The following is a 24683-nucleotide window of genomic DNA, read 5'->3' on the forward strand; positions in this document are numbered from 1 at the left end:
GGGCGGGGACGCCCCGCTTTTCAGTCGATTCGAAGCCGCTCGACCGCCGGGTCCAGCGTCGCCTTCGCGCCGAGCGGGAGCGGCACCGTCGGGTCGGCGTGGCCGAACTCCACGTCGAACACCGCCGTGGCGTCGGGGTTGTACGCGTCGAGGACCGACAGCAGCTCCGCGCGGAGTTGCGCGCCGTAGTCGGCCGGCGGTTCCCACTCCAGTTCGGGCGAGTACGTCCGCGGCCGACCGACCACGACGCCGTCGAATCGTTCTAACAAGCCGCGTTCGCCCATCGACCGCAACGTGTACCGGACCTCGCGGGGGAGCGGCACGTCCTCCGAGGTTTCGAGCGCGAGCACCGCCCCGTCGAGTTCGTCGGGGTTCGGGAGGTACCGGCCGGTCTGGAGATGCCACTTCACGACGCTGAAGTTACCGCCCCAGAGTCGCCCGGTCACTCGTTCGTCGCCCCGCCACGTCCGACCCGGGTTATCGCGCCACTCTCGGGGCTCTTCGGTGTCGAAGTCGAACCAGTCGTCGGTCCACTCCGAGGCGGGCTCGACGACGCCGAGAGAGCGCTCGAAGAACGCCCGCCGGAGGTATCGCTCGACGTACGGGCGGATTTCGGGGTCCACGGTGAGCGTCGGGTGGAGCGTCGCGCCGTAGCTCACGACGCCGTGGGTCCAGAGGAACAGCCGGAGATTGTCGTTGTCGCTGAAGCCGAAGAAGCGCGTCGGCGACGCGGTCAGCCGCGCCGGGTCGAGATGCGGGAGGATTCGAAGCTGGTCGTCGCCGCCGGTGACCGCGATGACGCCGCGTATCGACGGGTCCTCGAAGGCCGCCATCACGTCCTCCGCGCGCGCCGCCGGGTTGTCCCGGAGCCACCCCCAGTCGCGTCGGGCCGACTCGAAGACGACGGGGTTGAGCGAGAACACGTCGCGGAGTCGCGCGCACGCACGGTCCAACTGTGACTCGTCGATGGGGCGCGACGGCGCGACGACCGCGACCCGGTCTCCGGCGTCGAGCGGCGGCGGCGTCGTGAATACCGCGGGCATGCGTAGCCGGTACTCGGATACCCGTCAAAAGCCTTCCCCGGCCGCGACAGCGGCGTTCGGCAACATTTTCGAAATTCGCAATCGAGTTTCGGACCTCGTAATTTTTCGCCGGACTTATTACGATGTGCGGATTGGATTCCGACGATGACTGACGAGGACACCTCGACCGGCCCTCAGGAAGGCACGGAGGACCGGACGATTTTGCTCATCGGAAGCGGCCCAATCCAGATCGGACAGGCGGCGGAATTCGACTACTCCGGCGCGCAGGCCTGCCGCGCGCTCCGAGAGGAAGGCGCGCGAGTTGTCCTCGTCAACTCGAACCCCGCGACCATCATGACCGACCCCGAGATGGCCGACAAGGTCTACATCGAGCCCATCACGACCGAGGCCATCTCCGAGATTATCGAACGCGAGCGCCCCGACGGCGTCATCGCCGGACTCGGCGGGCAGACCGGACTCAACGTCACGGCCGAACTCGCGGAGGAGGGCGTCTTAGAGGAGTTCGACGTGGACATCATGGGCACGCCGCTCGACACCATCTACGCGACGGAGGACCGCGACCTGTTCCGCCAGCGCATGGAGAAAATCGGCCAGCCCGTCCCGAAGTCGACGACCATCTCGCTGGAGGAAGGCGAGGCGGTCGAGAACATCACCGAGGAGGCCCTTGTAGAGCGCGTCGAAGACTCCGTCGACGCCGTCGGCGGTCTCCCGGTCATCTCGCGGACGACCTACACGCTCGGCGGCTCCGGCTCCGGCGTCGTCCACGAGATGGACGAACTCGTCTCCCGCGTCCGCAAGGGGCTTCGCCTCTCGCGCAACAGCGAAGTCCTCATCACGGAGTCCATCTCCGGCTGGGTCGAACTCGAATACGAGGTGATGCGCGACGCCGACGACTCGTGTATCATCATCTGCAACATGGAGAACATCGACCCGATGGGGATTCACACCGGCGAGTCCACCGTCGTCACGCCCTCGCAGGTCATCCCCGACGAGGGCCACCAGGAGATGCGCGACGCCGCGCTCCAGGTCATCCGCGAACTCGGCATTCAGGGCGGCTGTAACATCCAGTTCGCGTGGCACGACGACGGCACGCCCGGCGGCGAGTACCGCGTCGTCGAGGTGAACCCGCGCGTCTCGCGGTCCTCCGCGCTCGCATCCAAGGCGACCGGTTACCCCATCGCCCGCGTCACGGCGAAGGTCGCACTCGGCAAGCGCCTCCACGAGATTACCAACGAAATCACCGGCGAGACCACCGCCGCCTTCGAGCCGGCAATCGACTACGTGGTCACGAAGGTGCCGCGGTGGCCCAAGGACAAGTTCACCGACGTGGACTTCGAGCTCTCGACGGCCATGAAGTCCACCGGCGAGGCGATGTCCATCGGGCGCACCTTCGAGGAGTCGCTTCTGAAGGCGCTTCGGTCGTCCGAGTACGACCCCGCCGCCGACTGGGACGAGGTGTCCGACGAGGAACTCGAAGCCGAGTACCTCGAAAAACCGACTCCCGACCGCCCGTACGCCATCTTCGAGGCGTTCGAGCGCGGCTACACCACGGAGGACGTGGTCGAACTGACCGACATCCACGAGTGGTACGTCGAGCGCTTCGGCCGCGTCGTCGAGGCGGTCGAGGCCGCCGCCGAGGGCGACTTCGCCGCCGCCGCCTCCGCCGGCCACACCAACGCCAGCATCGCCGCGGCGACCGGCACGAGCGTCGGCGAGGTCGAACAGAACGTCCCCGGCCGCACCTACAAGCAGGTCGACACCTGCGCCGGCGAGTTCGCCGCGCAGACGCCGTACTACTACTCCGCGCGCAAGCCCGAGTTCTTCCGCGGCCCCTTCGAGGGCGACTCGGCGGGTAACGAACTCCGCGTCGACCGCGACATGGAGAGCGTCGTCGTCGTCGGCGGCGGTCCCATCCGCATCGGGCAGGGCGTCGAGTTCGACTACTGTTCGGTCCACGCGGTGCAGGCGCTCCGCGACATGGGCATCGACGCGCACGTCGTCAACAACAACCCCGAGACGGTGTCGACCGACTACGACACCTCCGACGGCCTCTTTTTCGAGCCCATCACGGCAGAAGAGGTCGCCGACGTCATCGAGGCCATCGACGCCGACGGCGTCATGCTCCAATTCGGCGGGCAGACCTCGGTCAACATCGGCCACCCGCTCGAATCCGAACTCGACCGCCGCGGCGTCGACTGCGAGATTCTCGGCACGACCATCGACGCGATGGACCTCGCCGAGGACCGCGACCGCTTCAACCGCCTGATGGACGACCTCGGCATCCTCCAGCCCGAAGGCGGCTCCGCGACCAGCGAGGCAGAGGCGCTCGACCTCGCCAACGACCTCGGCTACCCCGTGCTCGTTCGCCCGTCGTACGTCCTCGGCGGCCGCGCGATGGAAATCGTCCACTCCGACGCGGACCTCAAGGAGTACATCGAGGAGGCCGTTCGCGTCTCCCCCGACAAGCCCATCCTCATCGACGAGTTCCTCGCTGACGGCGTCGAACTCGACGTGGACGCCGTCTCCGACGGCGAAGATGTCCTCATCGGCGGCGTGATGGAACACGTCGAGGCCGCCGGCGTCCACTCCGGCGACTCCGCGTGTATGATTCCGCCGCGCTCGCTCGACGACGAGACGATGGCCCGCGTCCGCGAGGTCACGGAGGACATCGCCAGCGCCCTCGACACGGTCGGCCTGATGAACGTCCAACTCGCGGTCAAGCAAAACGAGGACGGCTCGAACGACGTGTACGTCCTCGAAGCCAACCCCCGTTCCTCGCGGACCGTCCCGTTCGTCTCGAAGGCGACGGGCGTCCCAATCGCCAAACTCGCGGCGAAGGTCATGGCCGGCAACTCGCTTGCCGACCTCGACGTGAGCGAGCAGATTCCCGAGCAGGTGTCGGTCAAGGAGGTCGTCCTCCCGTTCGACCGCCTGCCGGGTTCGGACCCGCGTCTCGGCCCCGAGATGAAGTCCACGGGCGAGGTCATGGGCACCGCGACCTCGTTCGGCAAGGCCTACGAGAAGGCCCAGTCGGCAGCCAACGACCCGATTCCGGCCGACGGCACCGTCTACGTGGACCTCGCTGACCCCGAGTTCCCCGACGCCGACAGCGAGGCCGGACAGGAACTGCTCGACGCCTTCAACGAGTACTACGAGGTGCTCACGCCCGAGGACGTCGACGACTTCCTCACGATGCTCCGCGAGGGCGACTTCGACTTCGTCGTCTCCCGCGACCGCGACACGCTCATCGACTGCGTCGAAGAGGAGGTCAGCTACTTCTCGACGTACGCCTCCGCGAAGGCGGCGCTCGAAGCCCGCGGCGCGGCCGACGAGGACATCGACGTGCTCCCGGTCGGCGAGCGCCCGCGCGTCGTCGCCAACTGGGGCCAGTAAGAGCCAGTACGGCGCGCGACCCGCGACCCACCCGACTCGATTCCTCGACTCGCCGCCGACTCGACCGTGTTTTCTCGCGGTCGCTGACCGCCGCCGGTCCGGACTTTTGACGCGTTCCCGAAGGTTATTGAGCCGCGCCCCCATGCGCGGGTATGGCACGCAATCGCGGTCGCGTCCTCCTCGCCGGTGCGACGGGTCGGACGGGCCGACACGTCCTCGACGCGCTGGCCGAGACGCCCCTCGTCGTCAGGGCGCTGACCCGCGACGCCGACGCCGAGTCGGAGCTCAGAGCGCGCGGCGCGGACGAGGTCGTCGTCGGCGACCTCCTCGACCCCGACGACGCCCGTCAGGCGGTCCTCGACGCCGACGCCGTCGTCTCCGCGGTCGGCGTCTCGGCGGGGCTCGAAACCATCCGCGGCGACCTCGTCGACGGCGCGGGCGTCGTCAACCTCGTTGACGCCGCGACCGCTTCGGGCGCACAGCGGTTCGTCCTCACGTCCTCTATCGGCGTCGGCGACTCGAAGGGCGGCCTCCCGCTGTCGCTCCGCGCGCTTCTCACGGCGGCGGGCGTCCTCTCGGCGAAGGAACGAAGCGAGAACCGGCTCCGAGACGCGCCGCTCGACCACACGATTATCAGGCCCGGCGCGCTCACCGACGGCCCCGCGACCGGCGACGTGGTCGTCGGGGAGGGCGGCGACTCCGTCCGCGGGAGCATCCCCCGCGCCGACGTGGCGAACGTCCTCGCGCACTCGCTTTTCACCCGCGAGACTGAAAACCGGACGTTCGAGGTCGTCTCTCGCCCCGGACTCCGCAAGCGGGCCGACAACGTGGTCGATATCGATTGGACGCCGCTTCCCCGGGCCGAGGCGGCGGGCGACGAGAGCGAACGAGAGCGAGAGCGAGAACTCGCGGAGTAGTCGGCGGCGGCGCAGTCAGTCGAGTTTGCCGAGCGCTTCGAAGAAGTCGGAGGTCGGACCGGCGAGTCGGACCGGCGAGTCGGACCGCTCGATGCGAACCTCCGTCGGCGGGGACACCGTCCGCCGGGTCCGCCCGTCGCCGACGACGACCGCCGACGCCGCGCCGGTGACGGTGACGCTCACGGCGGCACCCTGAGGGACGACCAGCGGCGGCATCCCCTCGTCGGCCGCCATCTCGGTGACGACGAGTCCCTCGACGCCGGGGTGGACGAGCGGGCCGCCCTCGCTGAGGTTGTAGGCGGAACTCCCCGCGGGCGTCGTGACGAGTACGCCGTCGGCGTGGCTCCCGGAGTACAGCGAGCCGTCCACGCGGACTTCCAGGTCCGCGCCGCCGCCGTGACCCCGCCGAGGCCCGTGGACGACGACCTCGTTCATCGACGGGTCCATCTCCCAGCCGTCGCCGCTGGCAACGATGCGAGGGACCTCTCGAACCGACTGGTCCCCCTCCCGGAACGCGGCGACTTCGGCCAGCACCTCGTCGATGGCGTCGGCGGGCGAGACGGCGTTCAGGAAGCCGACCTCGCCGAGGTTGACGCCGAGAATGGGGACGCCGTCGGCACCGCGGGCGGCGTAGAGAAACGTTCCGTCGCCGCCGATGCTCACCACGAGGTCGCAGTCGTCGAACGACTCGACGGGCGTGCCCTCGACGCCCAACTCCTCGGCGGTCGCCGCGTCGACGACGGCCTCGGCGTCGACCCCGGCGAGCGCCTCGCACGTCTCCGCGGCGAGGTACGCGGCCCGGCTGTTGCCCTTCTGTGCGACGATGCCGACCTTCATGCCCCGCGATTTGACGCCCCCGGGCAAAAGCCCACCGTCACGTCGTCCGGTCCCGGCTCGCTCGGTTCGTCCCGGCGAGTCTCGGCTCGCCGCCCTCGGTGACGCTGCGTGGTAGCTCCGCGCACGGGAAACGTTCATCACGACGCCGACACACCATGTGATGATGGCAGGCACGGACGCCGGCCGCGCTGTCGTTCGGTGGTGGCTCCCGTGAGTGACGACGACTGGTTCGAACGGGCACTCCGCGAGACGGACGACGGCGAGACCGACGCAGACGACGCGGACCCCGAGGAAAGCGAGCAGCGTGACGACGGCGAGACCGACGACGGCGGGACCGACGCGGGCGACGCGGACAGCGGTTCGGCCGCGGAGTCGGACGCGCCGGACTCGTCGGTGACGGGGGGAGCCGAGTTCGGGACCGAAAGCGAGGGGGCCGACGCCGCCGACGAGCGCGACGAGCCGCTGTCGTTCGGTGACGGCCCGTTCGGGGACAGTACGGGCGACGACTCACGCGACGACGACCCACTCGACGGCGACGACGACCCGTTTTCGACCGACTTCGCCACGGCGTTCAACAACGCGCCGATGCCCGACGCGGGCGGCGGGTTCGGCGGCGACTCGTCGGACGACGATTTCGGATTCGGTCCCGCTCCCGGCTCCGGTCCCGGGGGGTCTGACTCCCCGACGTTCGACGACGAGGAGTTCGACTCCGACATCGACCGCATCGACATCGGCATCGAGGGGCTCGACGACATGATTCTCGGCGGCGTCCCCAAACGGTCGCTGATGGTGGCCATCGGGAGCGCCGGGACCGGCAAGACGACGTTCGGGCTACAATTCCTCCGGAAAGCCCTCGAAGACGGCGGCAGCGGCGTCTACATCACGCTCGAAGAGAGCCGCGAGCGCATCCTCGATACGGCCGACGAGAAGGGCTGGGAGTTCTCGACGTACGAGGCCGACGGCCGATTGGCCGTCGTCGACCTCGACCCCGTGGAGATGGCCAACAGCCTGTCGAGCATCCGCAACGACCTCCCGCGGCTGGTCGAGGAGTTCGGCGCAGACCGACTCGTCCTCGACTCCGTCTCGCTTCTGGAGATGATGTACGACCACCCCTCGAAGCGCCGCAGCGAGGTGTTCAACTTCACGCGGTCGCTGAAGGACGCCGGCGTGACGACGATGCTCACCTCCGAGGCGGACCAGTCGACGCCGTACGTCTCCCGCCACGGTATCGTCGAGTACCTCTCGGACGCCGTGTTCGTCCTCCAGTACGTCCGCGGCGACGACTTCCGGGAGACCCGGCTCGCAATCGAGATTCAGAAGATACGCGACGCCAACCACTCCCGGGAGACCAAACCGTACGAACTCACGAATGAGGGCATCAGCGTCTACCAGCAGGCGAATATTTTCTGAGTCCGCGTCCGGCGTTCCGCGTTTCGTGTTCCGTGTTCCGTGCTCCGTGTTCCGTGTTCCGGTGGCGTCGGCCGCTGAAGGGCGCGTCTCCGCGGCAAAAAAGCGTCGTCGGCGTTGCCGTCGAGACCTCAGTCGTCGGCGGTCGCAGGGTCGGCCGACTGTTCGGACTCGAAGCTCTCGAAGTGGACGACCTCGTCGACCGGGCGGCGGTACTTGCGTTCCGCTTGCAGTTCGTCGGCGTCCTCGGCGGGGTACCCCATCGTCAGGAGCATCACGGGTTCGTACCGCTCGCCGTCGATGTCGAACGCGTCGAGGACGGCGTCGGCGTCGAAGCCGCCGACGGGACAGGAGGCGACGCCCTCGTCCCACGCGGCGTACATGAGCGACATCGCGACGAGCGACGTCGAGCGGACGGTCCAGACGCGGCGCTCCTGTTCGGGGAGGTCGGCCATGCCGGCGATGTTGTCGAGGATGCCGTCGCGGACCTCTTCGCTCGGCAGGTAGCCTTTCTCCAGCATGTCGTCGGTGACGGTCTCGGCGTGCGCTTCGGGGTCCTTGTTGCCGAGCACGATGACCGACGCGGCGGCACCGGTGACGTGGTCTTGGTCGTAGGCCGCCTCGCGGAGCAGCTGCTGTGTCTCGTCTTCGCGCAGCACGACGAACTCCCACGGCTGGAGGTTGTAGCTCGACGGGGCCTGCACGGCGTTTTCGAATATCGTCCGGAGCGTCTCGTCATCGAGCGACTCGTCGGCGTACTCGTGGATAGAGCGGCGGGTCGTCACGACCTCTGTGAATTCCATCGGTTGCCGCCAGGGACGGCACGGAAATAGGGCGTTGCAATCCGGTCGAACCGGCCGATTCCGGTGTGCTCGCAGGACTCATAACATCGCCTCATTAGGTGACGCCGGTGTTACCGAAGGGTCGGATACGCGGTCCCGTTGCGGCGTGTCGCGCGCCGTGACTCACCGCACGATGGTCACGGGCACCGGCGACCGCCGGAGGACCTCCTCGGCGACGCTGCCGAGCAGGATGCGCGAGACGCCCGTCCGACCGTGGCTGCCCATCACGACGTGGTCGTAGCCGGCGTCGTCGTCCGCCAGCACCTCGACGATGAGCTTCTGGGGGCTGCCGACCTCGATGCGGTCGGTGACCGGCCTGTCGGCGTCGACGAGTCCCACTTCGGCTTTCACCTCGGCGAACGTCTCTCTCGCCTTTCGTTTCTCCGCTTGGAACCACTCCTCGGAGCCGCTGAGCGCCCGCTCTTTGTAATCGGCGTCGGCGGGGTTGATGACGTTCAACAGCGTGAGTTCGGCGTCGGGCCACTCCGAGGCGGCAAAGCGGACCGCGGCGACTGACTGCGGCGACCCGTCGATTGGGACGAGCACGTGTTCGGCCATGTCGCGGCCTACTCGGGCGCGGGCTAAAAATCCGCCCGCCGCGCCGCGCTGCGGGCGCTCAGTCGCCGTGTCGCGTCACGCAGGTCGAAAGCCCCGTCAGTTCGACGGGGTCGGAGTTGTCGGGCGAGTAGACGACCATCTGGCCCTTCTCCATGTACGGCACCTTGTCTTCGAGGTTCGGCGGGATGTTGACGCTCTTGATGGCGTCCTCGTCGCCGAGGTTGAGCACGACTTTCGTGTTCACCTGCTTGAACACCGGGTCGGCGATGTCCTGTGGGTCCTGCGTGATGAGAAACAGGCCGAGGCGCTCCTTGCGGCCCTGCTTGGCCGCCTCGGTGAACTTCTGGATGACTTTCTGCGCCTGCACCGAATCGGCGTCGGTGAGGAAGTTGTGCGCCTCGTCCATCCCGAGGACGACCGGCGTCTCCTTGATGCGGTCGCTCGACGGGTCGTTCGAGAGCTTATCGTCGATGAGCAGCGCCGACACCGCGAGGACGAACAGCTCCTTCGCCCGACTCGACGAGAGATGGTAGGTCGGCACGACCGTCAGCCCGCCGGGGCGGACGAGCTGGTGGTCGAGTTCGGTTATCGGGCGGGCGTCCTGGTCGAACACGCCGCTCGGCACGCCGCGGACCCGGCGTTTCACCGCGTCGAAGGTCGCCTCGTGGACCCGCCCCGACTCGTGAAGCTCCTCTTTCAGCGCCGGGTCGTCGAGGTACTGGAGGAACTGCTTGTACGTCCCCGCGTCGCCGTAGTCCCGGAAAAAGCGGTTCAGGAGCTCGGTGAGCGCCGAGTACTGGTTGTCGTTGAGGCTGCTGCCGGCGACGAGCCACGGGAGGTCCCGCGCCATCGAGAAGGGGACGGTGAACTCCAACTGCTCGGCGCGGTGGTTCGCGCCCGGGTACGACGACCCGGCCATCTTGGGGACGAGCGCGACGGTGTCGTCGTGGCCGCCGTGGGCGACGCCCTCGCGCTCGTAGCGCCGGGCCGTCTCGTCGTCCATGTCGGGGTTGTCGTCGTGCATCTGGGCGTACTCGTCCTGCGGGTCGAACTGGACGACTGCGGTCTGGACCTCGCGGCCGTCGTCCATCTCGTAGCTCCGCTCTTCGGAGAGATACTGCCGCAGGATGTTCTTCGAGGCGTGGGTCTTCCCCGACCCGGTGCCGCCGGCGACGAGCGTGTGGCGGAACACGAGCGGGTCGCCGTCGGTGTAGTCGTCTTTCAGCCGGTAGTCGATAGTCGGCGGCCGGGCCGCGGTCCGGACCTTCTCGCCGCCGACCGAGAGGTGGCCGAGGAAGACGCCCGCCTCGGGAATCTTCAGGCCGGTCTTAATCTGGGTCGCGTCGGTGGCCTCACCGACCGTCGCCTGCGGTTTCGGCACGCGGTCGACCATCCGGCGCTTGAGGTCGCCGTCGTCGGAAAACAGCACGGCGATGGGTTCGAGTTCGGCCATGAATTTGAAATCGCGCTCCTCGAACTCGTCTGCGGGGCGGCGCATCGCCCGGCGGGCGTGAATCTCCGTCGCGTCGTCGGCCTGGAACTCCTGGGCGTACTCCAGCCCGACGATGCGGCAGAACAGCAGTTCGTCGTCGGGGTAGGGGACGACCAGATACTTCCCGAGGCGGACGCGCTCGCGGTTGCCCGCGGTCACGAACGCCCGGAGCGCCGTCCGGTCCGAGTCCTCCGACACGCGGAGGCCCTGCGAGACCGCAATCGCACCGAGGCCCCGCTCGTCGCCGACGGGGTCGGCGTCGTAGTCGTCGAACTGGAGATCGTCCCCGTCGTCGGTCGCGCCGGCCCCACCGGTCACACCCGTCGAACTGTCGTCGTCGCGGTCGGCATCGACGCCGTCGCCGTCGGCCGAACTCGCGGCGGTCGCGCTCTCGGTTTCCGAGACGGGGTCGGCCCGCGCCGAGCGCCCGTTCCCGGCGGCGGACCCCGCCTGCTCGTCGCCACCCGCATCGGACGAACTGTCGGGGTCGTCGCCGTCGAAGTCGCTGAAATCCCCCAAGTCGGTCATGTTCCAACGCTTGCGGGCGGCGAGTAAAAAGCCACGCGTCGGCGGCGGCGCGCGGTCTGGCGGCCTCGGGGTGCCGCCTGATGCGGAGTCGGGGCGTCGCGTGCGACTTTTCCGTCTCGCGAACCTAGCCCGGCTATGTTATTGGTCCGCGGTCACGGCGGCGGCACGGCACTCACCGGGACGATATTCGAACGGGGGGAGCAAGCGCCGACCTACCGCGGCGCGCCGGACGAGGACGCGCCCTACGTCTGGGTCTGCGACGAGTTCTACGAGGTCGAAAGCGGCGGCTCGGAGACCGAAATCGACGGGCGGACGATTCGCGTCGCCTTCGACACGCCGCTTCCCCGCGGCTTCGACACCCGCGAGCAGGCGCTGTCGGCCGCGAAAGAACACGTCAGGACGCAGTTCGCGCGGGTCGGCGTCCCGGCCGACGAGGTGCGGGTCGAGGTCGTCAGGCCCGAAGAGGAGGGGACGCCGGAGGCCGAACAGCCGGTCCCGACGGACCGCTCCGCCGACGAAGGCTCTCCCGAGGGCGACGCGTCGCACTAGGGCGCGCTGAGTCGGGCGCGCGCCCCGATGCGATTCCGGTCTGCCGCGCGGGCGACGCCCCGAGACTCACTCGTCGGCGTCGACCCAGCGGATGTTATCGTAGCTTTTCATCTGGTCCGAATCGAGCTTATCGGAGAGTTTGCGCCTGAGCGCCGCCTTCTCACCGACGCTCACCCGCGCGAGTTCGTCCGCCTTCTCGACCGCAAGCGGCGGCCCGCGCGTGGCGGCCACGTCGCGGACGACGTGGTGCATCAGGTCGGCGCGGCGGTCGGGGTCCTTCGTGAACGCGTAGGGCGCTTCGACCCGGTAGCACACGTCGGTTCGGGGGTCGTACAGCACGAAGAACGTCACCGCGTACGCCTCGGGGTCGAGCTTCCGCTCGATGCCGAACGCCTCGCCCTCGGCGCTCAGCTGGCGGTCCGAGCCGCCGCGGGAGACGAACCAGCTCGTGAACGTGAGTTCGTCGGTGCGGCGCTCGTCGCCGTCGGCTCCCTCGCGGCGTTCGAGCAGGCTGACGAAGAAGGCGGCGTCGTCCACCCACGGCCGCCGGCCGGCGTCGCTCCCGTCGAGCTGTTTCCTGACCGTGCGGACGACGTGTTTCGCGCCCGGATTTTTCACGAAGCCGGCGAGGGGCACGTCGCGCTCGACGAAGCGCTCGACGAGGCGGACGTAGTTCTCCACGACGGCCTTCGGTTTGGCGTCCCGCGCGAGGTCCTTCAGTTCGGCGTCGCGGTCGCGCCAGTTCAGGAGTTCCTTCGGATACACCGGCCCGTCGAGGATGAGCAAGTCGGAGACGGCGTCGGCGTGTTCGAGCGCGTGGGCGCTCTCGGCGAGGTAGAGCGCGAGCGCGTGGACGACCCCCTCGGCGTAGCGGTTGACCCGCGGGACGCTCAGGACGCGCCGGCGGCCGTAGCCCTCGTCGGAGTGGAGCCACTCGTCGGTGTCGAAAAACTGGACCGGGTCGTGGGTGTGCGCCGCCATGACGATAGAGCGGTGGCGGTGGAGGTCGAGGTTCGACGGCTCGGCGGCCATCGCGGCGTGGGCCACGTCGAGGACGAGCCCGTTTTTGAACGTCGTCGGGTTGATGGTCCCCGAGTCGAGGCCGTGGACGGTCGGAAACGGCGACTCCGTGAGCGCCACGTCGTCGATATCGGCGGCGTGGAGCTGTTTTTCGCCGAGCGGCTCGACGATTGGGAGTCCCCCGTCGGGCGATTCGAGGGGGTCGAGCCACGACTCCCAGACCGTCCGCGCGAGGTCGTCGTAGTCGGCGTCGTCGACCGAGTCAGCGATGGAACTCGCCATGGACGCGATGTCGTCCACGTGGACGGGGTCGAGGGTCATATCTCGGCGTCGTCGCCGACGAGTATAGTGGTTGTCGTCGTCGGTGGGTGTCGCCGCGACGGGGCCGGTGCGAGCCGGCGCGCGACGACTCGTCCCCTCGACAGGTCCCGGCACGCTCATACCGCTCCGTTGCCAACGCTTCACCGACGATGTCTGTCAGCGCGGTCGGGTTCGACCTCGACTACACACTCGCGGTGCCGACGCGGGACCGCGAAACGATTCTCTCGGAGGCGGCGGCGGCGGCGGGCGCGCCCCCGCTGACCCGAGAGGCGTATCTCCGGGCACACCAAGAGAATCTCACGCGCGAGACCCGCGCGCCCATCTTCGAGACGCTCCTCGACGAGCACGGCTCTCCCGTCGACCCGGAGCGCGTCGCGACGGCGTACAGAGAGCGAATCACCGACGCGGTCGTCCCCGTCGAGGGCGTCGAGGCGATGCTCGCCGGCCTGCGGACGACCTACCGCGTCGGCCTCCTCACCAACGGGCCGGTCGTCGCCCAGGAAGCGAAAATCGACAAACTCGGGTGGCGCGACCACTTCGACACGGCCCTCGTAACGGGGGCACTCCCCGCCGGTAAACCGGACGAGCGGGCGTTCGAAGCCCTGCTCGACGACCTCGGAACCGCCCCCGACGAGACCGTCTACGTCGGTGACAGCGTCCACCACGACATCGCCGGCGCGCACGACGCCGGGCTGCGTCCGGTGCAGGTGCTCGGCGACGGCTGTGACGACCCCGACCCGCGAGCAATCGCACATATCCACCACGACGACTTGCCGGCCGAGCTTCCGAAGCTCCTCGCGGACCTCTGAACCGGTCGCGCGAGAGCGTCTATCCTTCGTCTTCCTCTCGCTCCCCGGCGTCGAGCGCCGCGACCAGCGCGCGGAACGCCGGGAGCGTCCACTTCACCTGCGCGCCGTCCTCGACGAACACGAGCGTTCGCGGCGGGCGGACCGCCTTCGGGCGCACGCGAAGCCCCGCCTCGGAGGCGGCCTCGGCGGTCACGTCGGGGTGGGCGAGGAACTCGACGCGGGCGCGGTCCGGTTGGACGTACACCTCGGCGACGCGTTCGTCGTCGGCGGCGACCGCGTAGGCGAGCGCGCCGTCGTCGGTCGGTTCCACGTCGGGGTCGGAATCGACGACGGAGAGAACCGAGAAGGCGTCCTCGTGGCCCGTGACCTCCGAGGCGAGCAGTTGGGCGATGCGTGTCCCGTCGGAGAGCGAATCGACGACCATGCCGGTCGTTCGCGCCCGGGCGGTTTCGGGGTGTCGCTTCGCGGCGGGGGAAGACGAGCGCGGAAAATGTGACCTACTCCGCCAGCGAGCGCTTTGCTTTCGCGGCCGCGTCGTCGACGTTCACGTCGTTCGAGCGCGCGAAGAGGACCGCGGCGGCCTCGGCGGTGATGCCGAGGCGCGACTGCCGCTCGTTGATGCCGGCGACGGCGGCCTGCTTTTCGACGCCGGCGGCGACGCAGGCGTCGAGAATCTGCTCGAACGCCGACTGCTCGCGGAGGACGGCGGCGTCGGGTTCGAACTCCTCGGGAATCTGTACGTCGGCGGGGTCGAACGTCGCGACGACCTCGCCGTCGTCGCGTTCGACGAGGCCGCGGCCCGCCGCGAGGTCGATGAGGCGCTTGGCCTGGTCCGGGGAGAACCAGTCGCGGTCGAGCGACAGGGCGACGACGAACTCGCCCTCGCCGAGGCGGGTCGAGCCGTGTTGCTGGAAGGGGACGGCGACGGTGACGTCGAGACTCATCGCTTCGACGGCGGGCGCGGGCGAACTAAACGGTTTGTGTTGCCTCCGCCCCCGAGCGACGTGGTGGCACCCGTCTCCGCCGAGCACCGATTCGAGCGATTCAAGTAGTCACCGAGGTTTTTACCCCGTATGAAGGACCAAGGACGCTCCAAGCGGAAGCGGACCGGCGGTCGGCGCAAGCCGTCCCGAAACAAGAAGCGATACCAGCTGGGCCGCGAACCCGCCGCCACGACGGTCGGCGAGCCCCGGTTCCAGATTATCGACTCCCGCGGCAACAACGAGAAGCTCCGCGCGCTCTCGACGAACGTCGCGCAGGTCGCAGACGGTGCCGACGTGACGCAGGCCGACATCGAAGGCGTCGTCGACAACCCGTCGAACGTCAACTACGCCCGCCGGAACATCATCACGAAGGGCTCCATCATCGACACGAGCGCCGGTCGCGCCCGCGTCACCTCCCGCCCCGGTCAGGACGGACAGGTCAACGCCGTCGTCGTCGACGACGAGTAACTCTCTCTCCCCGCGTCGTCGTTTCGGCGCGGCTCGACTGTTTTACTCCCGCGAGCCGCGCGGCCGTCGCTCGCGGGCGCGATTGGTCGAAGTCGAACACGGAACTGGACGGTACCGAATCGAATCGTGCGACGAACCGACCGGCGGGCCGACGCGGCGGGTCGGCCGGTCAGGGCGTCGGCGCGGCCTTCTGGAGCGCCGTTTCGGCGATGTTGCCGCCGTAGTCGGCGCTCCGCGAGACGGAGTCGACGATGAGGCCGAGCAGCTGCGCGCGCGCCGGGTCGAGGTCACGGAGGAGTTCGTCGATGCCGCGGGCGCTGGCGTCGATGGCCTGGACGGCCTCGCGGGACTCGTTGGCGAGGCGGCTCGCCTCGTCGCTCTCCTCGGCGAACAGCGCGTCCATCCCGCCGTTGACGACGCTCTCGGTGTCCTTGAACAGCTCCTGAATCGCCTCGACGATTTCGCCGTCGACGGGCTCCTCGAAGTTCAACGAGAGGTGGGCGATTTTGGTCGCGTGGTCACCGATGCGCTCCAGTTGCCGGGCGGCGGACTGGTAGTCGAAGCAGATTTCGCGGGGGAGGCCGAGCTCTTCTGCGGCCTTCGGGGTCCGGAGCGTCGCCCGGAAGATGCGGGAGACGACCATCCAGAGGCGGTCGACGTCGTCGTCGCGCTGGATGACGTCGCGGGCCATGTCGTCGTCCTGCTCGGCGATGGCCGCGATGGCGTCTTCGAGCATCGAAAGCGCGATGAGTCGCATCCGAGTGACCGCGTTGTGGATGGAAAGCTCGGAGGAGTCGAGCAGGTCGCGGATGACGACCCGGTCGCGCGTCTCTTCGAGCACTTCGAGCCCGACGAGACTCTGGGTCGCCTCGCGGATGGTCCGGCGCTGGTCGGTCGTGATGCGCGAACTCTCCAGCGCGATGATGTCGAACCCGCTCACGTACATCGTCATGACGGCGCGCGTGAGTTCGTCGCCTTCGAGGGTCGCGATATCGAGAGTTCCCTCGGTGCGTTCCTCCTCGGAACGGGGCGTCAAGAACAGCGAGTCGCCCTCCGGATAGAACTCGACTTCGCTCCCCGCCGAGACGCCGTTGTCCGTCGCCCAGTCTTTGGGAATCGAGACGGTGTAGGTGGAACCGCCCGTCACCTGCACCTTTCGGGTTTCGACCATGTCCGTGGGTGGTTCTCAATCCACAATAAAACTGTCTATGTCTATATATTGGGGTTCGTTTTTATGTGATGAGTGCGACCGAACGTGACTCGTGCCGATTCGAGCGCGAACTGCCGCTCACTCAGTAGTCATTTTGCCCCGCGTCCGTCGCCCCGAACGCCCCGAGTTTTCTGACACATCGGAGAAAGTTCGCGCACGAGACGGCCATGAATGAGGCAATCGGCTGTTTCTGTCGATTTCAATCCGTTCTTGTCACACGTTAGCATTCATTGGGGACATACCGGAACGTACCACTATATAGTCGTCATAGCAGGGTATTTACGGAAAAATCGGCTCCTCAAAATCGATGACGCGTAACTCGGACAGCGTTCTTTCGCGGCGTAAGTTCCTGATTGCCTCGGGCGCGGCCGGTCTCGCGGGACTCGCCGGATGTACCGAGAACAACACCGGCGGCGAGGGCGGGAGCTCCGACGGTGGCTCCGGCGGCGACTCCGAGGGAACGGACTCGTCGGGCGACGGGAGCAACGAGCTCTCGGGAACCATCGACATCGCCGGTTCCTCGACGGTGTTCCCGCTCGCAACCGCGATGGGCGAGCGCTTCCAGAGTGAGCATTCGGAGGTCAACATCAACCTCCAGTCCACCGGCTCCGGTGGCGGCTTCGCGAACTACTTCTGTACGGGGCAGACCGACTTCAACAACGCCTCGCGCCCCATCAAGGGCGAAGAAGAGACGCAGTGCGAGGACAACGACGTGACGCCCGTCGAACTCAAGGTCGCAACCGACGCGCTGACCGTCATCGTCAACAACGACAACGACTTCCTCGGCGAGGGGCTCACCGTCGAACAGCTCCAAACCATCTTCTCGGCCGAGTCGACGCCGACGACGTGGTCGGACGTCAACTCCGAGTGGCCCGACGAGGAAATCGAGATTTACGGTCCCACCGACGCCTCCGGTACCTACGACTACTTCATCGAGGCCATCATCGGGGAGGAGGGCCCGGGCCACCGTCAGGACTACTCCGCGACCGAGCAGGACCGCACTATCATCCAGGGCGTCGAAGGCTCCGAATACGCGATTGGCTACCTCGGCTTCGCGTATTACAGCGAGAACACCGACGCCGTGCAGGCGGTCGCCATCGAGAACGACGCCGGCGAGTTCGTCGAGCCGTCGCTCGACACGGCGCTGTCCGGCGAGTACAACCCCCTCTCCCGCCCGCTGTTTACCTACCCCGCCCGCGAGTCGCTCGCGGAGGACCACGTCGCCGAGTTCGCCCGCTACTGGATGGAGAACTCCACCAGTCGCGAAATCGTCGCCGACGAGGTCGGCTACGTCCCGCTGGGCGAAGACGAGCAACAGGAGATGCTCGACACCCTCAACGCGGCCATCGAGGAAGCCAACTAGCCGCTTTCTCGACAGAATCAGCTAACGAAGCGCTTTTTCATACACCACGATTCAATCCAACCAATGAGCACAGATGACCTCGAAACCGACCTCACGCGGAACACGGAGAACGCGCCGCGTGAGCTACTGACGCGGTCGTTCTTCTTCCTGTGCGCGGCGTTGTCCGTCGTGACGACCCTCAGTATCGTCGGACTCCTCATCACGGAGGCGGCCAAGTTCTTCACGCTGACGGCCCCGCTGATGGGTGTCGCGGGGGAGACGGCCTCTATCGTCGACTTCCTCACCGGAACCACGTGGCAGATACACAGCCAAGAGTTCGGCGTGCTGGCGCTCGTGTCTTCGACGCTGATGGTCACTATCGGGTCGGCCATCATCGCGCTCCCGCTCGGCGTCGCCACCGCCATCTACCTCAGCGAGTACGCGAGCGCGCAGGCTCGGTCGGTCCTCAAGCCGGCACTGGAGATCCTCGCCGGCGTCCCGACCGTCGTCTACGGCTTCTTCGCGCTCATCTACATCACCCCGGCGCTGGAAGTCGTCTTCCCCAGCATCGGGACGTTCAACATGCTGTCTGCGAGCATCGTCGTCGGCATCATGATTATCCCGATGGTCGCCTCTATCAGCGAGGACGCGATGTCCGCCGTCCCCGACGAACTCCGGCAGGCGGGCTACGGCATGGGCGCGACGAAGTTCGACGTGTCCACCGGCATCGTCGTCCCCGCCGCGCTGTCCGGCATCTTCTCCTCGTTCATCCTCGCGCTCTCTCGCGCCATCGGCGAGACGATGGCCGTCACCGTCGCCGCGGGCGCGCAGGCGAAGTTCCTCAACCCGCTCAACCCCGCGTCGTATCTCGAAGGCGCGCTGCCGATGACCGCCGCCATGGTCCAGCTTCTCACCGGTGACATCACCGGCGGCGGGCTGGCCTACCGCAGCCTGTTCGCCATCGGCCTCGTGCTGTTCGTCATCACGCTCGTCATGAACGTCATCAGCGACTACGTCTCGCGGCGCTACCGGGAGGCATACTGAGATGGCGACCGACACCGACTCCGGCTACATCGACGGCTTCGGACAGGTCAGCCGAACCACCGGGACCGTCTTCCGGTATCTGCTGTTGGCCGCGACGATGTTCGGCATCGTCACGCTCGCGGTCCTCCTCGTCTACGTCGCCAACGACGCGATTCGCCCGCTCACCGCCGACCCCGGCTGGCATCTCACCTTCTTCCTGACGCTCGTCGTCCCCGCCGCGGTCGTCGGCGGCTATCTCGCGCGCCGGAACGTGCCGGCGCTCAAACTCGGCGGCATGGTCGTCGGGATGCTCGCGGTGTTCCTGCTGTTCAGCGGGGGCGTCGCCATCGTCTTCGTCGACATCGTTCCGCCGCTGACCGGCCTCTCGTACGTCGTCGGCCTCCTCGTCCCGGCGGCGCTCGTCGTCGTCCTGACGAAGTACGAACAGCGGATTTCCTTCACCCTCCGCGTCGCCGCGACCGGGGCCGCGTTCGTCCTCTCGCTCGTCGGTGTGCCGGGCTACTTCCACAGTATTCCCGAAATCGTCCGCCAACTTCCCGTGGTCCCCGCCGACTGGGTGATTCTGACGCTCGTCCTCGGCGGCGTGGCCGCGGTCGCCGTCGGCCAGTACGTCGCCCGCATCCGTGAGGACACCACCGCGGGCCTCGCCGCGGGCGCGTCCGCGCTCCTCTTGACCGGCCTCGCGGCCGTCGTCGGCCCGACGCTCGGCGTCGACGCCAACGCCGCCGCCGTCGTCACGTCGGTCGCGTTCGTTCCCACGCTGGCGTACGCCGGCGGCGCGGCGGTCACCCGCGAACGGGAGCGAATCGGCCTCCTGCTCGCGGCCGTCGTCGTCGGCGGCTCGCTCGTCGGCGCGGTCGCGGTCGACGTGCTCGGCTTCGCCGGCCCGCAGTCGTGGGTCGACTGGCAGTTCCTCACGAGCGCCCACAGCGGAACCGCCGAGAACGCGGGTCTCTACCCGGCCATCGGCGGCTCCATCCTGCTGATGGCGACGGTCGCCGCCCTCTCGTTCCCGCTCGGCGTCGGCGCGGCGGTGTACCTCGAAGAGTACGCCCCCGACAACGCCTTCACCCGATTCATCGACGTGAACATCTCGAACCTCGCCGGCGTCCCCTCGGTCGTCTACGGCCTGCTCGGGCTCGGCGTGTTCGTCACCTACCTCGGCCAGCCGACGGGGACGGTCCTCATCGGCGGCGCGACGCTCGCACTCCTCATCCTGCCCATCGTCATCATCTCCTCGCGCGAGGCGATTCGCGCGGTCCCCAGCGATATGCGGCAGGCGTCCTACGGCATGGGCGCGACGCGATGGCAGACCGTGAAGAACGTCGTCCTCCCGGAGGCGTTCCCCGGCATCCTGACCGGGACCATCCTCGCGCTCGGCCGAGCCATCGGCGAGACCGCGCCGCTCATCATGATCGGCGCGCCGAACGTGCTTTTCAACCTGCCGACGGAGCTCACCTCGAAGGTGAGCGCGATGCCCCTGCAGGTGTACGCGTGGTCCAGCCTGTTCGCCAGCGAGGACTTCTACACGAAAGCCGTCCCGGCGGGCGTCGTGGTCCTCCTGGCGGTCCTCCTCGCCATGAACTCCATCGCCATCGTCCTGCGCAACAAGTTCGAAAGTGAATCCTGAACACCACCAATGAGCCAAAGAGACAAAGCACCCGAGGGAGAACAGCAAGCCATGAACGGAACAGAGGACCCGACGAACGACGAGATGCTCGTCGAAACCGACGTGAGCGACGGGCTCTCTGCGTCGGGGAACTCGGTGAGCCAAGGGGTCGAGACGGTCATCAGCTCCGAGGACATCAACGTCTGGTACGGCGACGACCACGCGCTCACCGACATCACGATGGACATCCCCGAAAACAGCGTGACCGCCATGATTGGACCCTCCGGCTGCGGGAAGTCCACGTTCCTCCGCTGTATCAACCGCATGAACGACCTCATCGACGTCGCCCGCGTCGAGGGCCGACTCACGCTCCGCGGGAAGAACGTCTACGACGACGACGTCGACCCCGTCGCCCTCCGCCGCCGCGTCGGCATGGTGTTCCAGAAGCCGAACCCGTTCCCCAAGAGCATCTACGAGAACGTCGTCTACGGCCTGAAGATTCAGGGCATCGACGCCGACTACGACGCGGTCGTCGAGGAGTCGCTCAAGCGCGCCGCCCTCTGGGACGAGGTGAAAGACCGCCTCCACGAGTCCGGACTCGACCTCTCCGGCGGCCAACAACAGCGCCTCTGTATCGCCCGCGCCATCGCGACCGACCCCGAGGTGCTGCTCATGGACGAGCCCGCGTCGGCGCTCGACCCCGTGGCGACCTCGCAAATCGAAGACCTCGTCGAGGAGCTCGCCGAGGACTACACGGTCGTCATCGTCACCCACAACATGCAGCAGGCGGCGCGCATCTCCGACAAGACCGCCGTCTTCCTCACCGGCGGCGAACTCGTCGAGTTCGACGACACCCAGAAAATCTTCGAGAACCCCGAGAGCCAGCGCGTCGAAGACTACATCACCGGCAAGTTCGGATAACTCCGTCGCCGGCGCTCACCGGCGCTCACCGGCGCTCACCGGCGCTCGCCCGACCCTCGGGTCGCTTCTGTGCGACGTTCGATTCGTACCCGCGGAGCGACGGCCGCGTCCCGCCGCCGCGCATCCGACACGGTCGTTCGGGTGGTATCGGCGGCGCGGCCACCGAAACCATCACAAGGAATTTCACTTCGCCTGTCGGAACGTCACGTATGGCCAGAAACACGTACCAATCTCGCCTCAATCAGCTCGAAGAGGACGTGTTGTACCTCAGCGAACTCGCCGCCGAACGGGTCCGGTACGCCCTCGACGCGCTCGAAGACAAAGACGAGCGGAAGGCACAGGAAGTCATCGAGGGCGACCACGAAATCAACCGCATCTACCTCGACTTGGAACAGGACTGCATCGACCTGCTCGCGCTCCAACAGCCGGTCGCGGGCGACCTGCGGTTCATCGCGGCGTCGTTCAAAATCATCACCGACCTCGAACGCATCGGGGACCTCGCGACCAACCTCGCGCAGTACGCCATCGACGCCGAAAACGACGTGTACGCGGAAGTCGACATCCGCCGCATCGGTGACGCCGCCCTCGACATGGTCGACCAGGCGCTGGACGCCTACGAGTCCGAGGACACCGACCTCTGTCGCTCCGTGGCGGAGCGCGACGACGACCTCGACGCGATGTGCGACACCGCCTCCCAGAGCATCGTCCGCGACCTCATGAGCGGCGACGACTTCGAGGGCGACGGCGACCTCGACCCCGAGACCGCCCTCGTCGACGTGCGCCGACTCCTGCTGACGGTGCGCGACCTCGAACGCATCGGCGACCACGCCGTCAACGTCGCGGCGCGGACGCTCTACATGATCGACAACGACGACTCACTGCTGTTCTAAGCGGGCGTCTCACGCCGACGCGTCGCTGTCTTCACCGTCTTCTTCGAAAATTGCGAGAACAACACGACCGCAGAACGCCGGCCGTCGGGCTTACTGGAAGCCGATGCGGCCGCCGTCGCGGGTGTCGGGCGACAGCCCCTCGCGGGAGCCGCCTTTGAACTGGTCTTGGATGTCCTCGTAGTAGCGCATCAGTTCCTCGGTGATGGTCGGGCGGACCGACTCCATCGCCTTGCGGAAGTGGCGCATCTCGATTTCCTCGGCGTCGGAGTCCTCGCGGAGCGCCTCGATGGCCGCCTCGCGGCAGATGGATTCGAGGTCGGAGCCGACGTAGCCGTCGGTTATCTCCGCGATTTCGCGGAGGCTCACGTCCGGCGCGAGCGGACTCTGCTGCGTGTGGATGTCGAGAATCTGCTCGCGGCCCTCCTCTTCGGGCTGGCCGATGAGCACGAGGCGGTCGAACCGGCCCGAGCGGATGAGCGCGGGGTCGATCATGTCCGGGCGGTTGGTCGCCGCGATGACCATGACGTTGCCCGCGTCTTCGAGGCCGTCTAACTCCGTCAGGAGCTGGTTGACGACGCGCTCGGAGACGTTGTTGCCCATGTCGTTGCCGCGGGCCGGGGCGAGCGCGTCGAGCTCGTCGAAGAAGATGATGGTCGGGGAGACCTGCCGCGCCTTGCGGAACGTCTGCCGAATCGCCTTCTCCGACTCACCGACCCACTTCGACAGCAGCTGCGGGCCACGCACCGAGATGAAGTTCGCGTTCGTCTCGTTGGCGACGGCCTTCGCTATCAGGGTCTTGCCCGTGCCGGGCGGCCCGTAGAGGAGCACGCCTTTCGGAGCCTCGATACCCATCCGCTGGAACTTCTCGGGGGTCGTCAGCGGCCACTCGACGCTCTCTTGGACCTTCTGTTTGGGCCCTTCGAGCCCGCCCACGTCGTTCCACGTCACCTTCGGAATCTCGACGAGCACCTCGCGCATCGCCGAGGGTTCGACCTCGCCGAGCGCGCCGCCGAAGTCGTCGTTCTTGACGACCATGCGGTCGATGAGACTCGGTGGGATGTCCTCCCTGTCGAGGTCGATTTCGGGGAGGTAGCGCCGCAGCGCCTTCATCGCGGCCTCCTTGGTCAGCGCCTCGATGTCCGCGCCGACGAAGCCGTGGGTGTCGTCGGCGAGGTCGTCGAGGTCCACGTCGTCCGAAAGCGGCATCCCGCGGGTGTGAATCTGGAGGATCTCCTTGCGACCCTCCTCGTCCGGAACACCGATTTCGATTTCGCGGTCGAACCGACCGGGACGGCGGAGCGCGGGGTCCACCGAGTCGACGCGGTTCGTCGCCGCGATGACGATGACCTGTCCGCGGGCTTCCAGCCCGTCCATCATCGTCAGCAGTTGGGCGACGACCCGGCGTTCGACCTCGCCGGTCACGTCCTCGCGCTTGGGCGCGATGGAGTCGAGCTCGTCGATGAAGATGATGCTCGGGGACTCCTCTTTGGCGTCCTCGAATATCTCGCGGAGCTGTTGTTCGGACTCGCCGTAGTACTTCGAGATGATTTCCGGCCCTGCGATAGAGAAGAAACTCGCCGAGGTCTCGTTGGCGACCGCGCGGGCGAGAAGCGTCTTCCCGGTGCCCGGCGGCCCGTGGAGCAACACCCCCTGCGGGGGCTCGATGCCCAGCTTCTTGAATATCTGGGGGTGTTTCATCGGCAGTTCGACCATCTCGCGGACGCGCTGAATCTCGTTGGTCAGCCCGCCGATGTCCTCGTAGGTGATGCCGCCGCCGGCCTTCTCGAAGCCGGAGATGGGCTCCTCGCGGAGCTCCACGTCGGTGTCCTCGGTGACGAGGACGACGCCCTCGGGTTTCGTCTCGACGGCGATGAGCGGAATCGCCTGTCCGGGCGACCGCATAAACGGATGGTTCGTACTCGACATCACCGGGACGATGTCGCGTTCGACCACGGGTCGCTTGAGAATCTGCCGTTTGACCATGCCGGCCGCGTCGGACCCGAACTGCACGCTCGCCTCCTCCGGCGGCGCGAGCACGAGTTTGTCGGCCTTCGTAGCCTCTGCTTTGCGGATAGTGACCCGTTCACCGATGCCCACGTCGGCGTTCTGCCGCGTGAACCCGTCGATGCGGACCGTATCCGTGTTCCAGTCCTGCCGGTCTGCCCGCCACACCTTCGCGGCGGTCGTTTTTCCTCCCTCGATCTCGATGATGTCTCCCGGCGAGAGCTTGAGATGGAGCAAGGTGTCCGGATCAAGACGGGCGATACCGCGCCCCGAGTCGTTCGGGTACGCTTTCGCCACTTCGAGTTGGACTTCGTTCATGATTACCTCGCGGGGATGCTGATACCTGTGAGAGGCCATCGGATAAGTCCTTCCCCGGTCGGCCCGAGGCAGCGTCCTCTCGTGGTTACAGCCTAGCACACCGTAGGGCGGGCGGCTACTAATCCCTGCCGACTGGACAGGGAACGGCGCGTCGATGGCTGGCGTTTTTACGCTCGAA

General features: G+C 67.5%; 21 protein-coding genes. 11 read left to right on the top strand and 10 right to left on the bottom strand.

Going from position 1 to position 24683, the window contains the following annotated elements; translation table 11 throughout:
• Window positions 1–20: 20 nt before the first annotated feature.
• Window positions 21–1043, bottom strand: coding sequence for a S66 peptidase family protein (locus E4P24_RS11955; RefSeq protein WP_188148519.1), 1023 nt, complete (start codon window positions 1041–1043; stop codon window positions 21–23).
• Window positions 1044–1187: 144 nt separating this feature from the next.
• Here E4P24_RS11955 and carB point away from each other — a divergent pair, with 144 nt between their 5' ends.
• Together carB and E4P24_RS11965 are read left to right on the top strand one after the other, a co-directional pair.
• Window positions 1188–4436 (top strand): carbamoyl-phosphate synthase large subunit, encoded by a 3249-nt coding sequence (gene carB, locus E4P24_RS11960; protein ID WP_115802980.1) that lies wholly within the window; start codon window positions 1188–1190, stop codon window positions 4434–4436.
• A 152-nt stretch (window positions 4437–4588) separates the two neighbouring features.
• Complete coding sequence (locus E4P24_RS11965; protein ID WP_004062603.1) at window positions 4589–5353, top strand: SDR family oxidoreductase; 765 nt, start codon at window positions 4589–4591, stop codon at window positions 5351–5353.
• 15 nt (window positions 5354–5368) lie between these two features.
• On the opposite strand, the gene E4P24_RS11970 is transcribed toward E4P24_RS11965, so the two are convergent.
• Window positions 5369–6190 (bottom strand): NAD(+)/NADH kinase, encoded by an 822-nt coding sequence (locus E4P24_RS11970; RefSeq protein WP_004062602.1) that lies wholly within the window; start codon window positions 6188–6190, stop codon window positions 5369–5371.
• 210 nt (window positions 6191–6400) lie between these two features.
• Between E4P24_RS11970 and E4P24_RS11975 the strand changes: the two genes are divergently transcribed.
• On the top strand, window positions 6401–7600 hold the full coding sequence (locus E4P24_RS11975; protein ID WP_188148520.1) for a KaiC domain-containing protein: 1200 nt from the start codon (window positions 6401–6403) through the stop codon (window positions 7598–7600).
• 128 nt (window positions 7601–7728) lie between these two features.
• Here E4P24_RS11975 and E4P24_RS11980 read toward each other — a convergent pair whose 3' ends face one another.
• From E4P24_RS11980 to E4P24_RS11990, 3 genes are all read right to left on the bottom strand, one after another.
• Window positions 7729–8400 (bottom strand): nitroreductase family protein, encoded by a 672-nt coding sequence (locus E4P24_RS11980; protein ID WP_006601371.1) that lies wholly within the window; start codon window positions 8398–8400, stop codon window positions 7729–7731.
• Between the two features lie 162 nt (window positions 8401–8562).
• Window positions 8563–8997, bottom strand: coding sequence for a universal stress protein (locus E4P24_RS11985; RefSeq protein ID WP_004062599.1), 435 nt, complete (start codon window positions 8995–8997; stop codon window positions 8563–8565).
• Between the two features lie 58 nt (window positions 8998–9055).
• On the bottom strand, window positions 9056–11017 hold the full coding sequence (locus E4P24_RS11990; RefSeq protein WP_008605489.1) for an ATP-binding protein: 1962 nt from the start codon (window positions 11015–11017) through the stop codon (window positions 9056–9058).
• Window positions 11018–11152: 135 nt separating this feature from the next.
• On the opposite strand from E4P24_RS11990, the gene E4P24_RS11995 reads away from it, so the two are divergent.
• A complete protein-coding gene (locus E4P24_RS11995) occupies window positions 11153–11566 on the top strand; it encodes a hypothetical protein (RefSeq protein WP_115802978.1) in 414 nt (137 codons plus the stop codon).
• Window positions 11567–11632: 66 nt separating this feature from the next.
• Here E4P24_RS11995 and E4P24_RS12000 read toward each other — a convergent pair whose 3' ends face one another.
• Window positions 11633–12907: a DNA double-strand break repair nuclease NurA gene (locus tag E4P24_RS12000; RefSeq protein WP_004042258.1), complete on the bottom strand. Its 1275-nt coding sequence runs from the start codon at window positions 12905–12907 to the stop codon at window positions 11633–11635.
• A gap of 149 nt (window positions 12908–13056) precedes the next feature.
• On the opposite strand from E4P24_RS12000, the gene E4P24_RS12005 reads away from it, so the two are divergent.
• A complete protein-coding gene (locus E4P24_RS12005) occupies window positions 13057–13716 on the top strand; it encodes an HAD family hydrolase (protein WP_004062594.1) in 660 nt (219 codons plus the stop codon).
• Between the two features lie 19 nt (window positions 13717–13735).
• On the opposite strand, the gene E4P24_RS12010 is transcribed toward E4P24_RS12005, so the two are convergent.
• Window positions 13736–14140, bottom strand: coding sequence for a hypothetical protein (locus E4P24_RS12010; RefSeq protein ID WP_115802977.1), 405 nt, complete (start codon window positions 14138–14140; stop codon window positions 13736–13738).
• Between the two features lie 73 nt (window positions 14141–14213).
• On the bottom strand, window positions 14214–14660 hold the full coding sequence (locus E4P24_RS12015; RefSeq protein ID WP_004062592.1) for a DUF2240 family protein: 447 nt from the start codon (window positions 14658–14660) through the stop codon (window positions 14214–14216).
• A gap of 129 nt (window positions 14661–14789) precedes the next feature.
• On the opposite strand from E4P24_RS12015, the gene E4P24_RS12020 reads away from it, so the two are divergent.
• Window positions 14790–15167 carry a 30S ribosomal protein S8e gene (locus E4P24_RS12020; RefSeq protein ID WP_004042262.1) on the top strand — a complete coding sequence of 126 codons (378 nt, stop codon included), beginning with the start codon at window positions 14790–14792 and terminating at the stop codon, window positions 15165–15167.
• 169 nt (window positions 15168–15336) lie between these two features.
• On the opposite strand, the gene E4P24_RS12025 is transcribed toward E4P24_RS12020, so the two are convergent.
• Entirely contained in the window at window positions 15337–16338 is a 1002-nt protein-coding gene (locus E4P24_RS12025) for a phosphate uptake regulator PhoU (RefSeq protein WP_004062591.1), read from the bottom strand.
• Between the two features lie 346 nt (window positions 16339–16684).
• On the opposite strand from E4P24_RS12025, the gene E4P24_RS12030 reads away from it, so the two are divergent.
• The 5 genes from E4P24_RS12030 (at window position 16685) to phoU (ending at window position 22183) form a co-directional block, all read left to right on the top strand.
• Window positions 16685–17740, top strand: a complete 1056-nt coding sequence (locus tag E4P24_RS12030; RefSeq protein ID WP_008605494.1) for a PstS family phosphate ABC transporter substrate-binding protein — start codon at window positions 16685–16687, stop codon at window positions 17738–17740.
• 63 nt (window positions 17741–17803) lie between these two features.
• Window positions 17804–18763: a phosphate ABC transporter permease subunit PstC gene (gene pstC, locus E4P24_RS12035; RefSeq protein ID WP_004062589.1), complete on the top strand. Its 960-nt coding sequence runs from the start codon at window positions 17804–17806 to the stop codon at window positions 18761–18763.
• Window position 18764: 1 nt separating this feature from the next.
• Complete coding sequence (gene pstA, locus E4P24_RS12040) at window positions 18765–20393, top strand: phosphate ABC transporter permease PstA (protein ID WP_115802975.1); 1629 nt, start codon at window positions 18765–18767, stop codon at window positions 20391–20393.
• Window positions 20394–20444: 51 nt separating this feature from the next.
• Complete coding sequence (gene pstB / locus E4P24_RS12045) at window positions 20445–21293, top strand: phosphate ABC transporter ATP-binding protein PstB (protein ID WP_004042267.1); 849 nt, start codon at window positions 20445–20447, stop codon at window positions 21291–21293.
• A 209-nt stretch (window positions 21294–21502) separates the two neighbouring features.
• Window positions 21503–22183, top strand: a complete 681-nt coding sequence (gene phoU, locus E4P24_RS12050; protein WP_004062587.1) for a phosphate signaling complex protein PhoU — start codon at window positions 21503–21505, stop codon at window positions 22181–22183.
• Window positions 22184–22273: 90 nt separating this feature from the next.
• On the opposite strand, the gene E4P24_RS12055 is transcribed toward phoU, so the two are convergent.
• A complete protein-coding gene (locus E4P24_RS12055; RefSeq protein WP_004042269.1) occupies window positions 22274–24505 on the bottom strand; it encodes a CDC48 family AAA ATPase in 2232 nt (743 codons plus the stop codon).
• Between the last annotated feature and the right edge of the window lie 178 nt (window positions 24506–24683).

The organism is Haloferax sp. AS1 (assembly GCF_014530665.1).
Lineage (GTDB): Archaea > Halobacteriota > Halobacteria > Halobacteriales > Haloferacaceae > Haloferax > Haloferax volcanii.